We start from the raw sequence: 24060 nt of genomic DNA on the forward strand, positions 1-24060 counted from the left end.
CATTTCTGTCGGTACGTTTGAAATTATCTTTTTTGTCAAAAGAACGTTCTGATCTGTCGAATTTATTGAAGGAATCTTTTTTATCAAAAGATCGTGAAGAATCATTTTTATCAAATGAACGAGATCCTCTACCGAATGATTTTTCTGAATTATCTTTTGAACGGGAGGAATTATTATCTTTTTGGAATGATGGTCTGTCTGAGAATTTTTTAGATCCGAATGATCTATTTTCACGATTATCATCTTTTCTGAAAGATCCTCTTTCAGAAGAGTCGTTTGACCCGTATGATTTTTTTCCGAAACTATTGTTCTTATCGCTTCTAGATTTGAAGCCGTCTGAGTTGCCTCGTGACTTTCTGGAGTTGTCATCACGACTGTTCCTTTTATTGCTGAATGGCATTGTGTTTTACTAAAAATGTGAACAGCAAAGTTAGGTATAATTTTGGGTTTTGCGAAAAAATCCTTATCTTTTTGTCTTTTCCTGAATTTACTTCATTTTTAAACTAAAAAAGCCGCTTTAAAGTGCTTAGGAGGTAACTATTTGTTTTTTAAATAAATAGTGTTTACCTTTGTACCCTTGAATTTGAACCAAGCTATTTTTTGATCGATTAGAGTCGTGGATAGGATAGCATTAAGGGAGTAAATGATAAGAAAGAAAGTTTTATGTAGTAGTGTGATTTTGTTTGCTTTATTGCTGTCGAAATTATACTCAACCCCACACAACAACGCTTCGAACGGCGGTCAGATCGCCGAGCCAAAGCTCATCTTAATTCCAGCTCATTCTGGAAAAGATGAAGAGAAGAAAGAAAAAAGCAATTCGTTTGAATCTTATATGAGTTCATTGACATTTGCCGAAGATTCCTTACCTATGGATCGTCCGCTTGTGGAAAGTAAATTGCGCAAATTTTTCAATCGATTCTCGTTTAAAAAGACAGGATCATACGATATGCATAGAAAGGCAGAAACCTATTTGCCGATGATCGCAAAGATCCTTAAATCACATGGTATTCCGGAGGACTTTAAGTACATTCCATTGGTGGAAAGCGGGCTCAGTAAGGCTGTAGTTTCCTCCAAGGGGGCAGGTGGCTATTGGCAGTTTATGCCTGCAACAGCCCGTTTGTATGGATTAAGAGTCAATGGTAAAGTAGATGACCGGAAAGATCTTGTCAAATCTACGCATGCTGCTGCCAGGTACCTTAAATATCTGTATGCCCAATTTGGAAACTGGACTTTGGTGGCTGCTGCATACAATGTCGGTGATGGTAGTCTAAAGGGCTCCATGAGGAGGCAAAAAAAGGACGATTATTTTGCGTTGAAGTTGAATAATGAAACTGGTTCCTATGTATACAAGCTAGTTTCGATGAAGGAAATTATTGAACATCCGCAGAAACATGGCTATTCGCGTTATGCAAATAAAGAATTGGAGACTTTAGATAAGGAACCTAATATGCTGTAAAATCAGTTGAATTAAAATAATGGCTACAGTGCAATAGAAAAGGCTTNNAAGCCTTTTCTATTGCACTGTATTTCTAAGTAGTGTATTATCGATGGATTCTTATCTTAAATCGACTATATCGAATCCTTTGTAGTCATTTTTGTTAAATACGAATAGATTGTCTGAAAGTACCTTATTGCCCTGTTGTGAAGCTAATGTATATGTATAGCGGTTTCCACTTTTATCGAATATAGTGGTATCATAGATCAAATTCGTTGCTTTATTGATGCGTAGCTTTATCTTTGAATAGTTTTTTTTGCTATCCACTGGGGTTAAATTGACGACATTCAGTGTAAGTCCATTGATCTTTTCGGTATTGGTCAATGTATACTTAAAACCAGTTGTATAGAAGCTAAAGATGTTTGTTGCGTTGATCTCATTGGTCGAATTGCTGGCTTCCGAGATTTCAACTTCCTTTTCGGCTTTCATGATATTCCACTGTGTCTTGGAGTCTGATATCAATACTTGATTTTTGGTGTTCACCTGATATTTGTTGTTAGCCTTGTCCAGATATAGGGTTCCAGCATCAGCATGTGATCCTCCGTTCGCTTGTTTAATATGCAATGAGAAATTGGCCTGTATTGTTTTGTATGAATTGTACTTTTGGCTTACTTTCGTCAATAGCGTCTTAGCAGCCGCATCATTTTGTGCATAGCTGTTTTGACTGTATATCATAAATAGCAGCCCTACAATAAACCATAATTGTTTTTTCATTTTAGTTGTCCTTTTTTAACGTCTCCAAAAATTGTTCTAATGAATACTCATCTGGATAGAGCACTTCGCGTGCTTTACTTCCTTCAAATGGACCTACAATTCCTGCAGCTTCCAATTGATCGATGATTCGTCCTGCTCTGTTATAACCCAATTTTAATTTACGTTGGATTAATGAAGTTGAGCCTTGCTGATGCATGACAATCAATCGGGCAGCTTCTTCAAACAATTGATCGCGGTCTTTGGGATCGAAATCTGTACTACCAGAACCATCACCGTTTTCATCTACGTATTCCGGAAGCATAAATGCCGAAGGATAGCCTCGTTGTGCACCGATGTAGTCGGAAATCTGTTCAACTTCAGGCGTATCGACAAATGCACATTGGATACGTATCAGATCACTTCCAGTTGCCAGTAGCATATCACCTCGACCGATCAACTGATCTGCACCTCCTGTATCGAGAATGGTCCGTGAATCGACTTTTGATAAAACACGGAATGCAAGACGAGCAGGGAAGTTGGCCTTGATTGTACCGGTAATGATATTAACAGAAGGTCGCTGGGTCGCTATGACTAGGTGAATACCCACTGCACGGGCTAATTGGGCCAAGCGCGCAATTGGTGTTTCTACCTCTTTTCCTGCTGTCATCATCAAGTCGGCAAATTCATCAACAATAAGAACGATATAAGGTAAGAATCGATGACCCTCCTCAGGGTTTAATCGGCGATTGATAAATTTTGCATTATATTCCTTTAAATTACGTACCTGAGCATTTTTTAACAAATCATAACGTTGATCCATCTCTATACACAAGGAATTTAGCGTGTTAATTACTTTTTTAGTATCGGTAATAATGGCGTCTCCGTCATCAGGTAATTTCGCAAGGAAGTGTCGTTCCACTTTTTTGAATAAAGACAGTTCCACTTTTTTAGGGTCAACAAGTACAAATTTGAGCTCAGCCGGATGCTTTTTGTACAGCAAAGAGGTCAGAATGGCATTAATACCGACTGATTTACCTTGGCCGGTAGCACCTGCAACCAAGAGGTGGGGCATTTTCGCCAAATCTGCAATATACACTTCATTAGAGATTGTTTTACCTAAAGCGATAGGGAGATCCATTTCTGTTTTTTGAAACTTTTCTGTAGCCAGGACCGATCGCATGGATACCATCTCCGGATTGGAGTTTGGTACCTCAATACCGATTGTTCCCTTTCCGGGCATAGGTGCAATAATTCGGATGCCTAAAGCAGCAAGACTTAAGGCAATGTCATCTTCCAGATTCTTGATTTTTGAAATCCTTACGCCTGGTTTCGGTATAATTTCATACAGCGTTACCGTTGGACCTATGGTTGCTTTGATGCTTTCGATCTCTATGCTATAGTTTCTCAGGGTATCAACAATCTTGTTTTTGTTTGCTTCAAGTTCGTGTTGATTGATTGTTATTTTACCCCCACCATAGTCTCTCAATAAATCCAAAGTTGGGTGTTGATAACCCGAAAGATCCAATTTTGGATCATATTGTCCGAATTGCGCCACCAGGTCGCTGGCAGTAATTTCTTTTTCTTCTTTGATATCTTCGACAACCAGACCTGGTACTGCTTCCACTTCTAGTGATGGTTCAGGTTCTTTTTGGGACGGAGTTGCAACAGCTGGCGGTTGGTATTCACGTATTAGCGGTACTTCTGCGTCTTCAAATTCTTCATTCGGCTGGTCAATCGTAAAACTGATAGATGGTGTATTATCTGTTCGATCCATCGGACTATCATCAAATGATAGTACCACTTTGTCTTTCGGATCAATCTGTACATCAGGTATTGGATGATGGGTAAATGCAGGGCGTTGAAGCTCTTCTTGTACTTCTTTTTCCCGGGCAGATTGAAAACGCTCGTTGATGGATGTCGGCCGCTGGATAGATTCCCGGACAGATTGGATGGAATCATCTTCAATATGAATTTTATTCCTTAGGTTTTGCGTAGCGTATTCATCTTCGTCCTCCTGATCTATATCCTCCGAAAATGACTTGGATTTTCTATTGCTGAAAAGAACAAATTTGAAATCGAGGTTGTAAAGTAAGATTAATGTGGTCAGATAGGCAAAACCTAATATACACCCAACGCCCACAATGCCAACTTGCGCTTCCAATAATTTATTGGTCCAAAAGCCAAATTTACCCTCGAGCATATGTGGAGTGTCGGCCATAAATCCATGTAAGAAACCCAGTGTTACGGAAATAAAAACGATGGCGACAAAGGAATAGACCACAGTACGGTACAATGGAAGCAAAGATTTTTTAAACAGCAAGCGATATCCTAAAATAAAGAGCACTGGAATAAAAAGAAACGATGCAACGCCAAACCATTCGTACATGAACTGGTTGGCAAGCAATGCTCCAAACTTTCCTAATTTATTATCGACAACAGGTAGATCCACTGCTTCATCATTGATTTCTTCTACAGACCGGAATAATGTAGACCAGCCGCCATTGGTTTTAGCGATATAACTTTGATCGTCTTCCCAAGTGAATAGATAGGAGACGAAAGCTGTGGCAAAAGCCAACGAAAGGAAGATCAATAAAATTCCTAATATCTTGACCGCCTTTTGCTGTGCATCAGAATAATCTGTTGGTACAGCGTTTTTTAGACTTTTTTCTTTTTTAAATGTTGTCGATTCCTTTTGAGGGGCACGTTTGCCAGAAACTGAATTTCCTGTCTGCCTAAATGTATTTCCTTTGTTTGACATTGAAAAGCTCACAATTATACTGCGTACAAACTTAGTTATTTTGATAGTATTTTAAGGATGCCTATGACCTATTATTTTAAGTTTGTCGTTTTTTATGAATGAATAAATTTAGATGTCGCTAAAAAGCGTGATAGGTATAAGGACTAGCAAATACTATGCCCTGCAAATAGGTCGGTTAAAAGAATGGCGAATAGCTGTAATGGATTGCTGGTGCTTTGTATATTCTTGGAGTTGCAGTAAAATATGTAGTTTTACGAAAAATACAAAAGATAGCATGAACAAGTTTGAGATACGTAAAGCGACATTAGCTGATAAAGGACGAATTTGGGAAATTATACAGCAGGCAATTGCCTTAAGGAAGGAACAAGGCAGCAGGCAATGGCAAGATGGGTATCCGAATGAGGATGTCGTGCAATCGGATATTGATAAAGGATATGCCCATGTCGTTGAAGTAGCGCATAGGATTGTAGGTTATGTTGCAATCATTTTTGATGTGGAGCCTGCTTATGATGATATCGATGGGAAATGGTTGAGCAATGGTCCCTATGTCGGTATACACAGACTTGCCTCGGCGCAAGACCCCCATATGAAGGGTGTGGGAACGGCTATTATGCGGGGTGTTGAGGAGATTGCAATTGATCATTCGGTTTATAGTATCAAGGTAGATACTAATTTTGATAATGGCGGTATGTTGCATGTGTTTGAAAAATTGGGATACCAATATTGTGGTGAGGTGCATTTTAGAGGTGCGTCACGTAAAGCTTTTGAAAAACTACTAAAATAATCGGCTCAATTTTTTCATAATGAAAAAAAGCTTTCGACTGCATAATAAAAAGCCCCTTTTGATTTGCTCAAAAGGGACTTTTTTACCTATAGGGTTCAATAAACCACAAGCATTAATCTACAATAATCAGGTAGTAATTCTTTTTACCACGTTGTGCAACAATATATTTATTGTTTAGCAGGTGATTGATTGTAATTGAGGCGTCAATATCCGTAGCTTTTTCTCTATTGATAGAAACTCCCCCGCCTTGTAGCATTTTTCGGGCTTCGCCTTTTGAAGGGAATACTTGGGTCTGAACAGCCAGTAAATCAAGAATATTAATTCCTGCAGCGAGATCTGTACGAGCGATCTGGAATTGCGGAATACCTTCAAATACTTCTAGAACAGCCTCATGATCTAAGTTGTCCAAGAATTCCAACGAACCATTTCCAAAAAGAAATTCAGAAGTTTTGATAGCTGTTTCATAAGCTTCTTCTGAGTGTGTGCGAATGGTGATATCTTTTGCTAATGCTTTTTGAACTAAACGTAGATGAGGTGCAGCATCATGGTCTGCAATAATAGCCTCTATTTCGTTCTGAGGTTTTAGCGTAAAAATTTTGATCCAGTTTTTAGCATCATCATCGGACGTATTCAACCAAAATTGGTAATATTTATACGGCGAAGTTTTCTTTGGATCTAGCCATACCGCCCCAGATTCTGTTTTTCCAAATTTTTGGCCATCCGCTTTTTTGATCAATTGTGTGGTGATAGCATAGGCTGTTCCTTGATCCTGGCGACGAATCATTTCACTTCCTGTTACGATATTACCCCATTGATCGGACCCACCCATCTGAATTTTGCAGTTGTGGTGCTTCCAAAGGTAATAGAAGTCATATCCTTGAATCAATTGATAGGTAAACTCTGTAAATGAAAGCCCATTGTCACCTTCTAAACGTTTTTTCACAGAATCTTTTGCCATCATATAGTTAACGGTAATCATTTTACCAATATCACGGATAAAATCCAAAAATTTAAAATCTTTAAACCAATCGTAATTATTAACCATTTTGGCGTCATTTTCACCTTCTCCAAATTCGAGAAATTTGCCTAACTGTTTTTTCAGACAAGCTACATTATGCTGTAGGGTAGCTTCGTCCAACAAGTTACGCTCTGCAGATTTGAAAGAAGGGTCCCCAATCATCCCCGTTGCTCCTCCAACCAAAGCAACCGGCTTATGGCCCGCATTTTGGAAGTGGATCAAGGTCATGATTTGAGTTAAGTGTCCTACGTGTAGAGAGTCTCCTGTGGGGTCAAAACCGATATAACCAGCGACTTTTTCCTTATTTAGTAAGTCTTCAGTTCCCGGCATAATGTCTTGTAACATGCCTCTCCAACGTAATTCTTCTACAAAGCTCATTGTTAAATGGATTTAATTTTTTAATTTACAAGATGCAAAGATAGGAGATTAAGCGTATATTGAGCGAATAAATCCGTATAAAACCACACGCTAATAAGCTGGTATGAATTTTTTATCACATTTTTATTTTGAACGGTTTGCCACTAATCCCGAACGTATTGTAGGTGGATTACTACCCGATCTATTAAAGAATGCTGATAAATCTTTTATGCTAAAGCCTCGTCAGTATGAAGATGAGCTTTTGAATAATCCTTTATTGGAACAAATGTATATCGGTTGGAACCGTCATATTGAAGTGGATCGGCTTTTTCATAATTCAACTTATTTTTTTCATCATACGCATCAGCTAAAGTTACAAATTCAGCCGAGTTTGGTGGGATTGCCTATCCGGCCTTCCTTTATGGCACATATTGGGCTAGAGCTTTTGTTGGACCATATACTCACGCAAAAGAGTGCTGTTTCAGTCGATAAATTCTATGCCGCGTTAATACACGTCAACCAAGATGCCCTGCGGAAGTTTTTAGCAGTAAACCAGCTTCATGACATTCCGAAGTTTGAAAAATTCTATCATCAGTTTATAGACTGGAAGTATATTTACGACTATGCACAGGTGGAAAAAATTGCCGGGGCGCTTTTTAATATTTGTAGGCGATTGTGGCATTTTGACGTTTCAGCGCAGCAAAGACAGGCGCTTACGGAACAGCTGATTTCTTATCTGCATATACAGATGGCCGATTATCAGGAAATTTACCAGTATATTCAATATGAGCTGATGGACTTTAGTTAGCCTATCAGAAAATACCAATAGTATAAGACCTTGAAAATATTTATTTTCGCATAATTTTAAGTATCAAAACTAAATTTACATGTCACATAGACTTTTTCGGAAGAAAAGTGTTGATCAGATTCTCCATGACACTCAAAAAGAGGAGGGAACAGGCCTTGCAAAGGTATTGGGTGTAACCGATCTGGTTTCTTTGGGTATCGCCGCCATTGTTGGAGCTGGAATCTTCAGCACAATTGGATTGGCCAGTTATGAAGGTGGACCTGCAGTATCACTTCTCTTCGTTTTTACAGCTTTTGCCTGTGTTTTTACGGCATTGGCTTATGCGCAATTTGCCAGTACAGTTCCTGTTTCGGGCTCTGCGTATACCTATGCTTATGTGGCATTTGGTGAATTGTTTGCCTGGATCATCGGTTGGGCATTGGTTTTAGAGTACGCGGTTTCGAATACAGTGATTGCGATTTCGTGGTCGCAATATTTTGTCTCCATGCTGGAGGGCTTTGGGGTTCACATACCGCCTTGGTTATCCATGGCTCCAGGCTACGCTTACGATGCTGTAGACAAAATGAACCAGCATGGCGCGGCTGCCTTAACTGCAATCGATCAGCATGGGTTAGATGCTTTTAATAGTGCTCCGCGAATCGGAGGGCTACCCATTATTTTCGATTTACCAGCGGGAGTTATTACATTTTTGGTCACATGGTTGGTTTATATCGGTATAAAGGAATCTCAAAAAGCGAGTATGATCATGGTGATGATCAAAGTTGCTATTATTCTGGCGGTAATATTTGGTGGAATATTCTTCATAAAGCCCGAAAATTGGACACCATTTGCACCTAATGGCCTTAAAGGTGTACTCGGAAGTGTTGCCGCTGTGTTCTTTGCCTTCATCGGATTCGATTCGATATCGACAACTGCTGAAGAGTGTAAAAATCCGCAGCGCGACCTGCCTAAAGCCATGATTTATTGTTTATTGATTTGTACGGTACTGTATGTAGCCATAACCTTGGTATTGACAGGAATGGTCAACTATACAGAATTGAACGTAAAGGATCCATTGGCTTTTGTCTTTAAGTATGTCGGCTTTGATCATATGGCGGGAATTATATCGGTGACTTCTGTAATTGCCATCACTAGTGCCTTACTGGTATATCAACTGGCTCAACCAAGAATCTGGATGACTATGAGCAGGGATGGCCTGTTGTGGAAGAAATTTGCAACGATCCATCCCAAATATAAAACGCCTTCTTTCGCTACGATCGTCACGGGGTTGGTGGTAGCCATCCCGTCGTTATTTTTTAAAATGGACTTCTTTGTGGATCTGACGAGCGTGGGCACCTTTTTTGCCTTTATCCTTGTTTGTGCAGGCGTATTGTATATGGACTATTCCGGCTTATCTGCAAAATCGAAATTTAAGGTTCCTTATATCAACGGTAAATATTTGGTCGGTGGTGGACTGTTAATTGCTATTGTGCTCATTTTAATCTACGGCCAGGGAACGGTGCAAGAATGGAAATCGCTGTCGGCACTTGAAATTATAGAACATAAAATGCTCGTTATTATATTTTGGCTGATTTGGCTTGGGCTAAGTGTTTACAGTTTCAAAATGAATTTTTCTTTATTGCCTGTCGTTGGCATCCTGATCAACCTGTATTTAATGACCGAATTGGGCGCCAGCAACTGGATTATATTTGTGATCTGGCTCGTGGTCGGCCTGGCTGTGTATTTTATGTATGGCTATAAACATTCTAAGTTAAACAAGTTGACGCAAGTATAACAGATGACATCCTATTCAAAAAAGGAGCTATCTGTCGTAAGATAGCTCCTTTTTTGAATCCTTTATATAGTTATTAGAATCTCCATAGGAGGATCCGGCTTACTTTGTTGCCTTGTTCCATGCGGATCACCTCGGTCTCTTTTACATTTATTTTCTTTAGTTTGTGTTGTAGAAAGCGGATGTCTTCACGATGTGCTACTAACGTCGTAAACCATTTTACTTGATCTTTGTGAAACTGGCTTTCAAAGATCATGCGTGACAAGAAGGCTTTTTCACCGCCATCGCACCATAATTCGCTTCCCTGCCCCGAAAAAGTTTGTGTCACCGGTTTTTCGTCTATTTTAGCATCTTTTATACCTGTGGTTTTGCGGATGGATTGTTGTAAAGCTTCGGTTTGAGAGCTAAAAAATGGCGGGTTACAGATCACTACATCATATTTTTCACCTGGAAGGATAATATCTTTGAATATGGCCTTTGGATTATTTTGTAGGCGTATTTGTATGCTCTTTTTTAGGCTCATGTTTGTCCGTGTTATCTCGATTGCATTTTTGTATGCGCTCTTAATAATTTCGGAGCCTACAAAGCTCCAGCCATATTCCTGATGACCGATGATCGGGTAAATACAATTGGCACCAACACCGATATCGAGGATATGGATATTTCCGCCTTTTGGAATTTCATTGTTGTTGTCGCGCGCAAGCACATCCGCGATATAATGAATATAATCTGCACGACCTGGGATAGGAGGGCAAAGATTCTCTTTGGGAATGTCCCAGTGTTGAATATGATAGTATTTCTTTAGAAGCGCCTTGTTTAATGTCTTAACGGCATCAGGATTGTTAAAATCGATGGATTTTACTTTGTAAGCGTTTTCTATTACAAATTCCTTGAGCGAGGGTTCTACTTTGCTCAGTTCTTCAAAATTGTAGTTATCGAGATGTCTATTTCTAGGATGTAATTTCTTTTTTGGATTAGCGTCTGCCATGATGTATTATTTGCAACAAAAGTAATGCAATTCTATTGAATAAAAAAGGTGATGCTTTGGCATCACCTTGAGAAGTATTAATCTTTGCGTATGAGATGGACTTCTGAAGTCTGCGGAAAATTGAGCGGTACGCGCTCTATCGTAACAAAACTGGAATCCAAACCGAAACCTTTTTCTTCGGATAAGCTCATTTTTTTGAGGTAACCATAGATGTCCATAATAACCTTCTCTATCCATGTCATCTGATTGGTTTTGGAAAGTACTTTTTCTAAAACAACAAATTTAAAATCGCCTGGTATATTATGTTTACGTAAGGTATCGTACTGGCTAGTGATGTCAATTTCACCTTTTTTCACCATTTCTTCCACAACTTTTCTAAACAATAAACTGATGCGTTGCTCTTCTCTAAAGCCAAGTTTGAAATCAATTCGTATTAACTTCCCTGGGATAAGTTGATCGATCGAATATTCTTTGGTGTGTGGATGATCCATCACGTCAACATGTACCAGCCAATAGACGTCAGCCCGCTTTGGTTTTTTATTTATAATGGAATAAATAATTTTAGCTTCTATCTCTGATTTAAAATTTGCGCTTGTTAGGTACACTAAATGCGATGCATATGGTGGAACAGATTTGTCTTCGCTTAATTCTGAGATGATGGGGTAATATTTGTTGATATTGATAAAGTTGACATAGCGATTTTTAATTTTTCGCGCTGTATACCAACAGTACATCGTTACGAATAATGCCGTGGCAAGCATCAGGGTTAACCAGCCTCCGTGGGCAATTTTTACCCCATTTCCGACTAAGAAAGTTATCTCGATGACAAAGTAGGCGATCAAGAATAGGGCAATCACTGCTCGATTGACTTTTTTCATCGACAGAAAATAACCCATTAAGACTGTCGTCATCAAAACGGTTAGATTGATAGCGAGACCATAGGCTGCATCCATTCGGCTTGATTCTTCGAAAACCCAGATGACAATCATACAGCCTATCCATAAAATTAAATTTATGGAAGGAACATACAGCTGTCCTTTATGTTCGCTTGGATAGCGGATAGCAACTTTAGGCCATATATTCAATCGCACTGCTTCGGAAATCAATGTATAAGATCCGGATATCATGGCTTGACTCGCTATGACGGCCGCAATTGTCGCAATAGCGATACCATAGCCGATAAACCAATCGGGCATGATCGAGTAGAAGGGGTTTGATCCTCCTAGAACACGTCCCTCCTGGGTCAATAACCAGGCACCTTGTCCGAAATAATTTAATATCAGCGTGATCTTTACATAAATCCAGCTAATACGGATATTGTTTTTACCACAGTGCCCCATATCCGAATATAAAGCCTCGGCTCCGGTAGTACATAAAAACACCGCGCCAATCAATAATAGCGAATGCGGGTACGTAATCAGAATATGAAAGGCATAATAGGGGTTGATTGCTTTCATCACTTCCGGTGCAAGGTGGAGATGGGATAAACCAAGCACGCCAATAATTGAAAACCAGATGGTCATCAGCGGTCCAAAAACCTTTCCAACAACGGATGTTCCAAATCGCTGAATAATAAATAACAAGGATATGATTGTAACGACGATAGGAACTGTAGGTAACCCTGGGAATTTGATGTCTAGACCTTCAATAGCCGAAGATATTGTAATTGCAGGTGTGATCATTCCATCAGCCAATAAGGTGGCTGCACCTATCATCGCAGGGAAGATCAACCAAGGTGCGCGCTTACGTACCAAAGAATAAAGGGATAAGATGCCACCTTCACCTTTATTGTCTGCCCGTAGTGTAATCCAAACGTATTTAATCGTTGTTTGGAGGGTCAGCGTCCAAAAAACGCAGGATAGTCCTCCCAAGACCAGGTCTTTTTGGATGGCTCCTTGTCCCATGATTGCTTTGAAAACGTATAATGGGGAAGTTCCTATATCTCCAAAAACAATTCCTAAACTGATCAATAATCCGGCGAAACTCACCTTATTGATACTGCTGTGATGACTATTGTCTGCCATTTATCAATTATTTTATTTCAAAAATATACTGCAAAAATATACTTTTTGCCTGTACTTTAAGTAAGTACATTTGCTGCGCCAAATTTTAGCATTTCCTTTGACATGCGCAATAGCTGTTAAAATTTGTTAAAAGAAACTTGGAAAGGCTCTTCTTGATAAAAAACTTTTAAACAAAATACTAACTTTGTTGTTGATAATTCAAATAGTTAGCGTTATATTTGATTAAACCGTAACCAGTATTTGAAGTCTAATTTAACACTATGGGGAGAAATCTACTTAAAGCAGCTTTTTTAACACTATTATCCGCACTGACATTGTGCAGTGGAGGGGCTCGGGTGTATGCAAAGTCTCCTTATGACCCTACTTTTTCGCAACATATTTGGGACGGCAATGAGGCATTCGGAGGTGATAAAACGATCAAAGAGACCGAGAAATTGATCAATAATGTTAAAGTATTCTATAATCCGATTGCTGAACAGATAAACCTTTCTTTTAAATTGGCAAAATCCTCGGGTGTTTCTATCAAAGTCATGGACGCATTGGGCAATGAGATTCTTCAATTAATGAATGGTAATCTGGATTCGGGAATTCAAAATCTTTCTTTTGAGCATGGCGGAAAATTAACCACAGGATTTTACTTCGTAAGGGTAGTGGCTGGTTCTGAAACTGTTGTTAAAAGATTTTCTATTCGATAAGGAGATAATTTACAGCGTAATTCGTTAGTATACAAAAACAGCAGCGGGNNCCCGCTGCTGTTTTTGTATACTTTTAGTTGTAGGCTTTAGTCTTGTAATTCTTCGATCCAAAGGCCATCATCTTTAATGATTTTGATCAATTCGTCCAAGGCATGTGCAGAACTCACATTTTTCTTGACAACCTGCTGGCCCCTATACAATGTAACTTTATCAGGTCCCGCTCCAACATAGCCATAGTCTGCATCAGCCATTTCACCAGGGCCATTAACAATGCAGCCCATGATACCAATTTTTAACCCTTTTAAATGGTTCGTGCGGCTTCGAATCATTTGAGTAGTTTCTTGTAGATCAAACAAGGTTCTGCCACAGCTTGGGCAGGATATATATTCGGTCTTGGATATTCTGGATCGTGTTGCCTGCAAAATTCCGAAAGATAATGAGGCTATGTTTTCTAATGCTGTTGCAGGAGAATCAATCCAGATTCCCGATCCTAAGCCATCGATCAATAGCGCCCCTAGATCTGTCGATGCATAAAGCTGTATTTTGGAGATAGGTTCTTCGGGATTCATATATTCACCAATAGGGCCTGAGAAGTCTTCTTTTGGATAGGAGCGTTTGATAATGACGGGATTGTTGATGCCTATTTCCTGTAAATTACGGAAAAATTGCCTTTGATCTGCCATTCCGTGCAAGTAATCGGTTTCTACTATAAATACGACAGTTTTGTCAAGCTGTAAAGATTCAAACAATGGGGTCAATAAATCTGAATTGCAGATTTTGACCATATTCAACACCTTATCTTTATGGTCCGATGCTATGAATTGGTCCAAGGTAAAGAGGGGATGAATGTTGGTTTTATCCGCAAGTTTGAACCAGGTGTCGTAGTTGTAAATTTGCTTCAGGTTGGCTGGCATGGTGAAAGACGGTAAAGTATCTGCGAGATAGACAAAGTCTACAGACTGCTCCCCCATGTGATATTTATCTAACAGGATATCATAGCGATAGCCAACTTTGGTGAGTATCTGGGCGTCTTTCAAATTTTCTTTTGAGATATCAACGACAATCCTGGGAACTAAAGCCCCTCCGATGAATGTATTTACTTCTTGGCTGGTATAAGGGACAACGGGTGTGTCTGTGGATAATTGAACAATTTCTTGTTTGGGGTGGAGCTCGAGGTTTGCCTGCCGTTTGCTATATCGATTGACAAGTGCTATTGCAACAGGGGCTTCGCGTTCGGGCTCTTCGGTTAACGATACGCGTACAGTATCTCCCAGTCCATCCTCCAGCAGTGTTCCAATGCCGACGGCAGATTTTACACGACCGTCTTCACCGTCTCCGGCTTCGGTTACTCCGAGATGTAGCGGATAGTTCATGTTTTCGGAAACCATTTTTTCGACCAACAAACGGTAGGCTTTAACCATGACCTGCGGATTGGATGATTTCATCGAGATACAGAGATTATAAAAATTTAGGTCTTCGCACATCCGGATAAACTCCATGGCCGATTCGACCATGCCTTCAGGCGTATCGCCATAATGGCTCATAATTCTGTCGGATAAGGAACCATGGTTGGTGCCAATGCGCATGGCGGTACCGTTTTCTTTACAAATATTGACAAGTGGTGAAAATTTGTGATAAATGCGCTCCAATTCGAGTTTATATTCAGCTTCGGTATACGACAGCTGATCGAATTTTTTCTTGTCCGCATAGTTTCCGGGGTTGACCCTTACTTTTTCTACGATACGGGCGGCTACCTCGGCAGCATTCGGTGTAAAATGAATGTCAGCAACCAAAGGAACTTGATATCCTCTTCGCCGGAGTTCATTCTTTATATTGGCTAAATTATGTGCTTCTTTAATACTGGGAGCGGTAATACGAACGTATTCGCAGCCCGCTTCGACCATCCGAATGGTCTGTTCAACTGACCCAATCGTATCCATCGTATCTACCGTTGTCATACTTTGAATACGAATGGGATTATTGCCACCCATGGGGGTATCACCGATTTGAATTTCCCTTGTTTTCCATCTCGAATAATCTACCTTGGAATTGCAATAGATTCCAGGCAATGTCAACATATTACTTGTGTCCATATCTAACACAAAGTTAACTTTTCTTGACTAAAAATCGGCTGTCAATTAATATCTTCTAATTTTTATTGATGCAATACCACCGTTGATGTCAAAATCGAATTTTTGAGTAGCTGTTTCGTAATTTATCGATTTTACCTCTCCTTCGCTTTTGAGGAAATCGCCCTCATAATCTGTAGATGATAACGCATTGTCGCTTGTAATACGGCAGGCAGCGTTTTTTGGGATCATGATTTCGATAGAGGAGGCTCCGGCGTCTATTGAAATTTTTGTTGTAGCTAGTGGCTGACCTAATTTTAGTTTTAAACTTGTTGCACCGGCATCGATATCTAATGCCTCTATTTTATAGGGGGAAAGATCCAGCTTGGCATCGATCGCGCCGACATCAAAATTCAGGTTCCATACGATGTTGGGGTTTAAAGCAATAAAAGTATTATTATTTTTGCTATTGAAATCCTTGTTTTGGAATTTCCCTTTTAAGTTGATGTCAACTTTTTCGGTAGACTCTCCATTTACTGTTACGCCCAGTAAATATTCTTTTGAGGTATTATATGCCGAGAAGATATGTGACGTCGTGCTGCTATCATTTCTTAATGAGGTGGCGCCCAAATCAAGATTTAAGGTAGCACTATGGATTTTATCGTCCAGTGGTACGTTTAGCTTTTCTGTCGTATAATTCGTTTTATCATTTGGATCATCGTTATATTTGACGCCAAGGGTTTTACTTTTTAATAGCTGTGTTAAAAGTGGTTCTTTGGGTGTAGATAGGCCGATGTATGTCAGAAAACCTAAAATGACCACGGTAGAGCCAATGGTAACAAATTGTCCAATCTGTTGATCTTTGGGTACCAGCATACGAATTCCGGCAAGAACGATGAACAGCGGCCAATATCTAAAAATACCGGCCCAATTGAATGAAATTGTGTCAAGCTGTGACAATAATAAGACAACGCCTATAAAGAGAATGGTGATACCAGTTGTTATTCTTCGTGTATTCATAACTAATTCTGTTTGTTAATATATCTCAAAAGTAATTTGATTTGAGAGATACCGTATGAATGTTTAGGCTATTATACATAAAAAATCGGTAAATGTGACTAATTGATCGGTAAGTAATTTCGTTTTTCCTTTACTTTTTGGCTTTTCGCTTGTTTATATATTAGCGGGAATTAATTACCTTTAATGGATATCTCGGCTTAATATAGTCCTATAATTGACGTAATACATTGAAATTAAATAGATAACATGATCTTTCATCACATTGGTGCATATCTTATACTCCTTAAATCAGTATTTAAAAGACCGGAGAAGAGCCGGATTTATTGGAAGGAAACCGTATTGGCAATGACCGATATTGGTATTGGCTCGCTCGGCCTGATCGTCATTATCTCCACGTTTATTGGTGCTGTTATGACCATGCAAATAGCCTTTCAGATGGTTTCGGACTTGATCCCTAATTCGATTATAGGTTCTATCAATCGGGATTCAAATATCTTGGAATTGGGGCCAACGATCTCTGGATTGGTTTTAATGGGGAAAATTGGTTCGTCCATATCTTCACAGATTGGATCTATGCGTGTTACAGAGCAGATTGATGCCTTGGAAATTATGGGGATCAATGCTCCTGGCTATCTGATTTTGCCCAAAATTTTGGCTGGTGTCACCATGATTCCAATGTTGGTTATTATTTCCATCGTGTGCGCCCTGGTGGGCGGCTTGTTGGGGGGATCCCTTTCGGGAGCGGTTACGCAGGCCGATTATATTTTGGGGATTCAAGATGGCTTTAATGGTTTTACCGTAACGGTGGCGCTTGTGAAGGCAGTGGTCTTTGGATTTATTATTACATCGGTTTCTGCTTATAAAGGATATCATGTGAAGGGCGGGGCTTTGGAAGTTGGGCAGGCGAGCACGGAAGCTGTTGTGGTAGGCTGTATTACCATTCTAGCGGCGGATTATGTAATTACGGCACTAATGCTTTAAAAAGATTTTATGATTCAAATCGAAGATATTAACAAGTCGTTTGGTGATAATCATGTGCTGAAAGGTATCAGCGCGAATTTTGAACCCGGTAAAGTAAGTTTGATTATTGGTGGTTCGGGGTCGGGAAAGAGCACCTTACTGAAGTGTATCGTGGGGTTACATCAACCGGAAAAAGGAAAGGTCATTTTTGACGGCAAAGATTTTACACGGATGAATTTTGAAGAACGTGTTCCCATTCGTAAAGAAATAGGTATGCTTTTTCAGAATTCAGCATTATTTGACTCAATGACTGTTGAACAAAATATTATGTTTTCTTTGGATATGTTTACGGACATGTCGAAAGCGGAGAAATTAGACCGGGCAAACCATTGTCTAGAACAGGTTAATCTGGAGGGAAGGAATAAGCTATTTCCTGCCGAGCTCTCTGGTGGGATGAAAAAGCGGGTAGGTATTGCGCGTGCAATCAGTATGAATCCCAAATACCTTTTTTGTGATGAGCCTAATTCGGGTCTGGACCCTGAAACTTCTATTGTTATCGATGAGTTGGTTTTGAAGATTACCCAAGAATTAAAATGTACAACAGTTGTTGTTACGCATGATATGAATTCTGTGATGGGAATAGGGGAATATATTTTGTTTCTTTACCAAGGGGCGAAATTTTGGGAAGGTTCCAATAAGGATATGATGCGCTCGGATGTGAAAGAATTAAACAACTTTGTCTTTGCAAGTCCATTGATGAAAAGTGCTAAGGCCTCAATGGGGTAATAGTGGGTAAGATGATTGTTTTAGTGCGCCCGATTTTAGGCGTTGATCAGGGTTAGGATCATGCAGATTTCTTTTATATTGAAATTTAGCTTAGTTTTGTCGGAAAATTTTGATTTTGGCAGCAACAAATATACAACTATTGACTCCACAGCATTGGAGGGACTATGAACTCATTGATTGTGGTGATTTTGAAAAATTGGAACGCTTTGGTGATTTAATTCTGATCAGACCAGAGCCTCAGGCTGTATGGCCTAAGGCGTTGAGTGAAGCAGAGTGGAACAAGAGTTATCATATCAAATTCAAAGGTCGGTCGGCTACTTCTGGAGAATGGTTGAAGAAAAATCCGAAGGTTCAGGATCGTTGGCATATCGAATATAAAAATAGCGACGTGGCCATCAAATTTAGATTGGGCCTGACATCTTTTAAGCACGTGGGGATATTTCCGGAGCAGGCTGTAAATTGGGACTATATTTCGGAATCTGTTCGTTCGTTTAAAACGGAAAAACCGAAGGTTCTCAATCTTTTTGCATATACGGGAGGAGCATCTCTAATAGCGAAAGCTGCTGGCGCGGATACAACGCACGTGGATTCGATTAAACAGGTTGTTACCTGGGCGAATGAAAATATGGAAATTTCCAACTTGGATAACATTCGTTGGGTTGTTGAGGATGCGTTGAAGTTTGTAAAGCGTGAACTGAAAAGAGGTAATACCTATAATGGGATTATTTTGGATCCACCAGCTTATGGACATGGACCGAAAGGCGAGAAATGGAAATTAGAAGACCACATTATGGAAATGATGACAGAGGTTGTTCAGCTATTGGATCCTAAAGAACATTTTTTGATTTTAAATACGTATTCTTTAGGTTTCTCTTCGGTTATTGTGGAAAATTTAATTAAGACTGCTTTTCCGAAGGTTGAAAACTTAGAAATAGGCGAGCTATTTTTACAAGCAACTGCAGGGCCGAAACTTCCACTTGGCGTATTTGGTAAATTCCGTAAGATAGCGAAGTAAGACGGTCAAAAGATTGCTTATAACAAACACGGGGCGCTNNAGCGCCCCGTGTTTGTTATAAGATACAATTGTTTTAATATGCATTAGGCATTACATATGGATATCCTTCAACCGTAACGATGCTAGTTCCAACTGCTTTGGAATAGCTGTAATGATGTTCTGTGGGATATGTGATAAGTGTTGAGCTAGCTCATCATAGTAAGCAATTCCAGCTTGTAACTGCGCTTTAAACTTGGCTACGTACTTTATCTTTTTATCATTAATGATGTTTTGATTGTCTGTTACATATTTTTGAATATGATCAATATAAAGGTTGAGCTCGTTGATCAGGACAAATGGCCGATTGTTATTTTCAAAGACTGAGATACGGCCATAGATATGGTCTATCATTTCCCGTAAAGTATATTGTTTTTTAAACCAGACGAGATTTGGACCCGGGCAAATGGCTACGGCAGTCTGTTCTTTAGTCTTCTGGATATTGTATTTGAGATAGGCAGGCGCTGCGAGCCCTTCACAAAGGCAGGTTTTTTCGGTAATGGCCTCAAAAGCTTTTTCGTATTCAACAGCAGGCAGGTTCTGTTGTTTTAGTTCCTGTATCTTTTGATGTTGATATACGCGTGATGCGGTACATATGGGCTTGTCACTGAACTCTGTGTTCGAAATAAGATATTCTTTTTTGCAGGGGCTACCAGGACGGCCTTTTTTAATTCGTTCCACTCGTAAGTGCTCAGCGCCACTTTTTCTGAAGTTGTTGAAAGGAATCCCTAATGGAGATGCTCCACTGCAGTAGAAGTCTTCTTTTTCGGCAAGTTCCAATGCTTTCAACGTTTCTTGATCTACCGTGGTTGCTTCGGGTACCATTAGAAATGGAGATCCCCAGCCCACAGCATCAAATCCATAATAATCTAATAAAAATTGATGTTCTGAAGCGGTACCCACCCCGCCTTGAACCGTATATTTGATAACGGGAGGTATGGTTAGAAAGCGCTTTTGAGCAGTCCAATAATCTTGGTATATCTCGAAAAGTTCGGCTTTTAAACTTTCTTTCTTTTCTTTAAATTCTTGAAGGATTGGACCTAGAAGAAAGCCATCCGTTGCGAAAGCATGTCCACCACAGTTCAAACCGGATTCTATTCTGAATTCAGATACCCAAACCCCTCGTTTGGCGAGATATTTTGCCTGAATGAGTGCCGATCGGAAATCACTTACTTTTAATGTGACCTTTTTGTCGAACATACTTTCATTATCGGGGAAGAAAGCTGGCAATTCAGCAAGGTAAGCATATAAGTGTGGATTCATTCCGGCAGAAAGGATAAGCGAAGAATGAAGATTGGAATTTGCAAAGCCACGTAAGGCTGCTAGTGCATCAGAAAAGCGCTCGTCCAATACCTTGCCATCTTTATAATTTATCTTGTCAACTTTGGACATGATATTAACATCAATGTCACCCGGTTTTAGATAAGTGATCAATAAGTCTTGGAGTTCGGTCTTAATGGCCAGATTCGTTTCAATTTCCATAGCGTGATACAGTGGCTTGGATGGATGTGAATCTGGTAGAAGCTGAAAGTATTTTGCCAATTCGGAACCTTCTGTAAAGGGTTGATGTTTTAAGGCTGTAATTTGTTTATTGACCACAAATTGTACCATATTGAGGTATGCGGTGATTCTATTTGCCCGATAGTCTTCTTCAGATGTGAGGATCGGTTGATAGGGGATTTGATATTCTCCACAGTAATAGCAGCGCATGCGCTCGATTAGTTCATCGTCAACGATAGACATCACGGAGGAGATTCCGTACTGTGCAACCTTAATTGCGGAATCGATGGAGAAAGCTAAGCCTAATACGGGGATATGAAAAGTATGCGTCATTCTTAAATATTTCTTTTACGAAATAATGGAGAATAACGCTAAAAAAAAGTAATGATTGTTTTATGGGGAGATGATTGTAATCACTATTCAAATACAATTGTTTTGTAGTCGTTGCGCATGACACGATCCTCGCTAAGCAAGCGAATTGCCCGGCTTAAAACGGCTTTTTCTATTTCCTTTCCGGCAGTAACCATATCTTTTACAGTGTAGGTGTGGTTGACATGCCGTATGTCCTGGACGATGATTGGGCCTTCATCAAGTTGGTCGGTCACGAAATGGGCTGTGGCTCCAATAATCTTAACACCTCTTGCATGTGCCTGTTTATAGGGGTTGGCGCCGATAAATGCCGGTAGGAAGGAATGGTGGATGTTAACCAATTTATTCTCAAAGGTGCCAACAAACTCTGGTGATAAGATCCGCATGAATTTAGCTAAAATAATATAATCGAAATTATATTGTTTGATTTTTGCTATCAGTTGTTTTTCGAACGTTTCCTTTGTCAGGTTTTCATGTGAGATACAGTGAAAAGGAATGTCGAACTTTTCTGTAAAAGAGCGTAGCGATTCATAATTGCCAATGACAGCCTGCACTTCGGCTCCCCAAGTTTCGAAATGCTGTCGTACGAGTATGTCTGCAAGGCAGTGATGCTCTTTGGTCACCAAGACGACAATCTTTTTTCGGGTATTGGGGTTGATCTGTATTTGAGCAGAGGCAGGAAGAACCTCAGCCAAGGAGTCGGAAAGTTGTTTTTGCTCAATTACTAGACCGTTACAGACCACACGCACGAAGAATTTATTGGCTTCTTCATCTACATATTCGCGCATGGTGACAATATTGAGCTGATATTTTGCAAGCGTGTTTGAGATGTTAGCGACTAATCCAACGGCATCTTGACATTGGATCAGAATTAAGGTTTGGTTGTGCATGAAATTTGGTTGTAGGTTATTGAAAAAAGCGGGCTATCTTAACCCGCTTTTTTTGTTAGTTCTTCTTCAAGGTCAACTTCAACACGTAGATTTTCGACGATATGTTTTTGTCTATCTGGCGTGTTTTTACCCATGTAATATTCTAATAATTGTTGAATTTTATTGTCTTTGGACAAGATAACAGGATCGAGGCGGATATCTTTTCCGATAAATAAACCAAACTCGGAAGGTGATATTTCACCCAGACCTTTGAATCGGGTGATTTCGGGTTTAGCGCCTAATTTTGCGATTGCTTTTTGCCGTTCTTCGTCTGAATAACAATAAATTGTTTCCTTTTTATTGCGGACACGGAAAAGTGGGGTCTGCAAAATGGAAACGTGGCCCGCTTTAACGAGGTCTGGGAAGAACTGTAAGAAAAACGTTAATAATAGCAAACGGATGTGCATTCCGTCCACGTCGGCATCGGTAGCGATAACGATATTGTTGTAACGTAATCCATCTAGACCATCTTCAATATTGAGTGCATGTTGCAAAAGATTGAATTCTTCGTTTTCATAAACAATCTTTTTGGACATTCCATAAGAGTTAAGCGGTTTTCCTTTTAGGCTAAATACGGCTTGAGTCTGTACGTCGCGTGATTTGGTGATCGAACCAGAAGCAGAATCCCCCTCGGTAATAAACAGTGTTGTTTCTTGGTTACGTTCATTTTTATCGCTAAAATGCACTTTACAGTCGCGTAGTTTACGGTTATGAAGAGAGGCTTTTTTTGCCCTTTCGTTGGCCAGTTTTTTAATACCCGCGATGTCCTTACGCTCACGTTCGGATTGCAGTATTCGTTTCTGAAGGGCATCTGCCGTGGCTGGATTTTTATGCAGGTAATCATCCAGTGCCTTTTTTACAAAGTCATTAATGAAGCCCCTTACAGTAGGGCCTTCAGGACCGACACTTTGGGAGCCCAATTTTGTTTTAGTTTGAGATTCGAAAACAGGCTCTTGTACTTTGATGGCTATTGCTCCGATGATTGACGACCGAATATCCGATGCATCAAATTCTTTTTTGTAGAATTCGCGGATTGTTTTGACGAGTGCTTCACGAAATGCTGCCTGATGTGTTCCTCCTTGGGTTGTATGTTGTCCGTTTACGAAGGAATAATATTCCTCTCCATATTGTTGCCCATGCGTCATGGCAATTTCAATGTCTTCACCACGTAGGTGAATAATTGGATAGCGCATGGATTCGGCATCAATATTACGTTCCAATAAATCTTTTAGACCATGCTCGGAAATAAATTTCTGATTATTGAAATTAATGGTAAGACCAGAATTCAGGAACACATAATTCCAGATCATGTTTTCAACAAATTCAAGTCTGTATTTATAATTCCGGAAAATGGAGTCGTCCGGATAGAACGTTACCGCTGTGCCATTTCGTTGCGTTGTTTCTTTTTGTTCATCATGGACTAACTCTCCCTTAGAGAATTGAGCGATGCGGGTAATATTTTGTCGATAGGACTGTACGGTGAACTGACTGGACAAAGCGTTCACTGCTTTTGTACCGACCCCATTTAAACCGACGGACTTTTGGAAAGCCTTACTATCATATTTACCACCTGTATTGATTTTAGAAACAACATCAACTACAGAACCAATTGGAATACCACGTCCATAATCGCGTACGGAAACTTTATTCTCGTTTACCGTGATATCAATTGTTTTACCAGCTCCCATAACAAACTCATCGATGGAGTTGTCAACGACCTCTTTCAATAAAACATAAATACCATCATCATAGGCCGAACCGTCCCCCAACTTTCCAATGTACATTCCCGGACGAAGGCGAATATGCTCTTTCCAATCCAGGGACCTAATGCTGTCTTCGTTATATGTACTCATAAATTTATGTAGAACTTAGCTAACAAAAGTAAAAAAAATAAACTACGATAAGTAGTTTAAAAGGCTAAATTTTTTAGATATCTGCAGTTTATGTCCAGATGGTGAAAATTGCTGGTTTGCCGGGAAATGTTT

General features: G+C 39.7%; 18 protein-coding genes and 1 pseudogene. 8 read left to right on the top strand and 11 right to left on the bottom strand.

Going from position 1 to position 24060, the window contains the following annotated elements; translation table 11 throughout:
• Positions 1 to 400: pseudogene (locus B2W36_RS16465) on the bottom strand (hypothetical protein); the annotation flags it as partial.
• A gap of 243 nt (positions 401 to 643) precedes the next feature.
• On the opposite strand from B2W36_RS16465, the gene B2W36_RS16470 reads away from it, so the two are divergent.
• Positions 644 to 1456 (top strand): lytic transglycosylase domain-containing protein, encoded by an 813-nt coding sequence (locus tag B2W36_RS16470; protein ID WP_293888784.1) that lies wholly within the window; start codon positions 644 to 646, stop codon positions 1454 to 1456.
• Between the two features lie 99 nt (positions 1457 to 1555).
• On the opposite strand, the gene B2W36_RS16475 is transcribed toward B2W36_RS16470, so the two are convergent.
• Both B2W36_RS16475 and B2W36_RS16480 read right to left on the bottom strand, forming a co-directional pair.
• Complete coding sequence (locus B2W36_RS16475) at positions 1556 to 2209, bottom strand: LolA family protein (RefSeq protein WP_293885338.1); 654 nt, start codon at positions 2207 to 2209, stop codon at positions 1556 to 1558.
• Between the two features lies 1 nt (position 2210).
• Complete coding sequence (locus B2W36_RS16480) at positions 2211 to 4946, bottom strand: FtsK/SpoIIIE family DNA translocase (protein ID WP_293885336.1); 2736 nt, start codon at positions 4944 to 4946, stop codon at positions 2211 to 2213.
• A gap of 274 nt (positions 4947 to 5220) precedes the next feature.
• Between B2W36_RS16480 and B2W36_RS16485 the strand changes: the two genes are divergently transcribed.
• Positions 5221 to 5730 carry a GNAT family N-acetyltransferase gene (locus B2W36_RS16485; RefSeq protein ID WP_293885334.1) on the top strand — a complete coding sequence of 170 codons (510 nt, stop codon included), beginning with the start codon at positions 5221 to 5223 and terminating at the stop codon, positions 5728 to 5730.
• Between the two features lie 112 nt (positions 5731 to 5842).
• Here the strand turns inward: B2W36_RS16485 and tyrS are convergent, their stop codons facing one another.
• On the bottom strand, positions 5843 to 7126 hold the full coding sequence (gene tyrS, locus B2W36_RS16490) for a tyrosine--tRNA ligase (protein WP_293885332.1): 1284 nt from the start codon (positions 7124 to 7126) through the stop codon (positions 5843 to 5845).
• Positions 7127 to 7229: 103 nt separating this feature from the next.
• Here tyrS and B2W36_RS16495 point away from each other — a divergent pair, with 103 nt between their 5' ends.
• Together B2W36_RS16495 and B2W36_RS16500 are read left to right on the top strand one after the other, a co-directional pair.
• Positions 7230 to 7913 carry a hypothetical protein gene (locus B2W36_RS16495; protein WP_293885330.1) on the top strand — a complete coding sequence of 228 codons (684 nt, stop codon included), beginning with the start codon at positions 7230 to 7232 and terminating at the stop codon, positions 7911 to 7913.
• 79 nt (positions 7914 to 7992) lie between these two features.
• Positions 7993 to 9687, top strand: coding sequence for an amino acid permease (locus tag B2W36_RS16500; RefSeq protein WP_293885328.1), 1695 nt, complete (start codon positions 7993 to 7995; stop codon positions 9685 to 9687).
• A 73-nt stretch (positions 9688 to 9760) separates the two neighbouring features.
• Here B2W36_RS16500 and rlmF read toward each other — a convergent pair whose 3' ends face one another.
• Positions 9761 to 10672, bottom strand: a complete 912-nt coding sequence (gene rlmF, locus B2W36_RS16505; protein ID WP_293888786.1) for a 23S rRNA (adenine(1618)-N(6))-methyltransferase RlmF — start codon at positions 10670 to 10672, stop codon at positions 9761 to 9763.
• Positions 10673 to 10749: 77 nt separating this feature from the next.
• Positions 10750 to 12696 carry a KUP/HAK/KT family potassium transporter gene (locus B2W36_RS16510; RefSeq protein ID WP_293885326.1) on the bottom strand — a complete coding sequence of 649 codons (1947 nt, stop codon included), beginning with the start codon at positions 12694 to 12696 and terminating at the stop codon, positions 10750 to 10752.
• 260 nt (positions 12697 to 12956) lie between these two features.
• On the opposite strand from B2W36_RS16510, the gene B2W36_RS16515 reads away from it, so the two are divergent.
• Positions 12957 to 13391: a T9SS type A sorting domain-containing protein gene (locus B2W36_RS16515; protein WP_293888788.1), complete on the top strand. Its 435-nt coding sequence runs from the start codon at positions 12957 to 12959 to the stop codon at positions 13389 to 13391.
• A gap of 86 nt (positions 13392 to 13477) precedes the next feature.
• Here B2W36_RS16515 and ispG read toward each other — a convergent pair whose 3' ends face one another.
• Together ispG and B2W36_RS16525 are read right to left on the bottom strand one after the other, a co-directional pair.
• Positions 13478 to 15484 (bottom strand): (E)-4-hydroxy-3-methylbut-2-enyl-diphosphate synthase, encoded by a 2007-nt coding sequence (ispG, locus tag B2W36_RS16520; protein ID WP_293885322.1) that lies wholly within the window; start codon positions 15482 to 15484, stop codon positions 13478 to 13480.
• Between the two features lie 45 nt (positions 15485 to 15529).
• The gene (locus B2W36_RS16525) at positions 15530 to 16480 is read right to left on the bottom strand and encodes a LiaI-LiaF-like domain-containing protein (protein ID WP_293885320.1); all 951 of its coding nucleotides are present in this window, start codon (positions 16478 to 16480) and stop codon (positions 15530 to 15532) included.
• Positions 16481 to 16726: 246 nt separating this feature from the next.
• Here B2W36_RS16525 and B2W36_RS16530 point away from each other — a divergent pair, with 246 nt between their 5' ends.
• The 3 genes from B2W36_RS16530 to B2W36_RS16540 all read left to right on the top strand — a co-directional run bounded on the left by B2W36_RS16530 (position 16727) and on the right by B2W36_RS16540 (position 19241).
• Positions 16727 to 17461 carry an MlaE family ABC transporter permease gene (locus tag B2W36_RS16530; RefSeq protein ID WP_293885318.1) on the top strand — a complete coding sequence of 245 codons (735 nt, stop codon included), beginning with the start codon at positions 16727 to 16729 and terminating at the stop codon, positions 17459 to 17461.
• A 9-nt stretch (positions 17462 to 17470) separates the two neighbouring features.
• Entirely contained in the window at positions 17471 to 18226 is a 756-nt protein-coding gene (locus B2W36_RS16535; RefSeq protein ID WP_209581341.1) for an ABC transporter ATP-binding protein, read from the top strand.
• A 109-nt stretch (positions 18227 to 18335) separates the two neighbouring features.
• The gene (locus B2W36_RS16540) at positions 18336 to 19241 is read left to right on the top strand and encodes a class I SAM-dependent methyltransferase (protein WP_293888790.1); all 906 of its coding nucleotides are present in this window, start codon (positions 18336 to 18338) and stop codon (positions 19239 to 19241) included.
• A 90-nt stretch (positions 19242 to 19331) separates the two neighbouring features.
• On the opposite strand, the gene B2W36_RS16545 is transcribed toward B2W36_RS16540, so the two are convergent.
• From B2W36_RS16545 to B2W36_RS16555, 3 genes are all read right to left on the bottom strand, one after another.
• Entirely contained in the window at positions 19332 to 21110 is a 1779-nt protein-coding gene (locus tag B2W36_RS16545) for a hypothetical protein (RefSeq protein WP_293885314.1), read from the bottom strand.
• An 83-nt stretch (positions 21111 to 21193) separates the two neighbouring features.
• The gene (purU, locus tag B2W36_RS16550) at positions 21194 to 22036 is read right to left on the bottom strand and encodes a formyltetrahydrofolate deformylase (RefSeq protein WP_293888792.1); all 843 of its coding nucleotides are present in this window, start codon (positions 22034 to 22036) and stop codon (positions 21194 to 21196) included.
• Between the two features lie 38 nt (positions 22037 to 22074).
• On the bottom strand, positions 22075 to 23928 hold the full coding sequence (locus tag B2W36_RS16555) for a DNA topoisomerase IV subunit B (protein WP_209581351.1): 1854 nt from the start codon (positions 23926 to 23928) through the stop codon (positions 22075 to 22077).
• Positions 23929 to 24060 lie beyond the last annotated feature (132 nt).

It is taken from the genome of Sphingobacterium sp. UBA3549 (assembly GCF_002376635.1).
Lineage (GTDB): Bacteria > Bacteroidota > Bacteroidia > Sphingobacteriales > Sphingobacteriaceae > Sphingobacterium.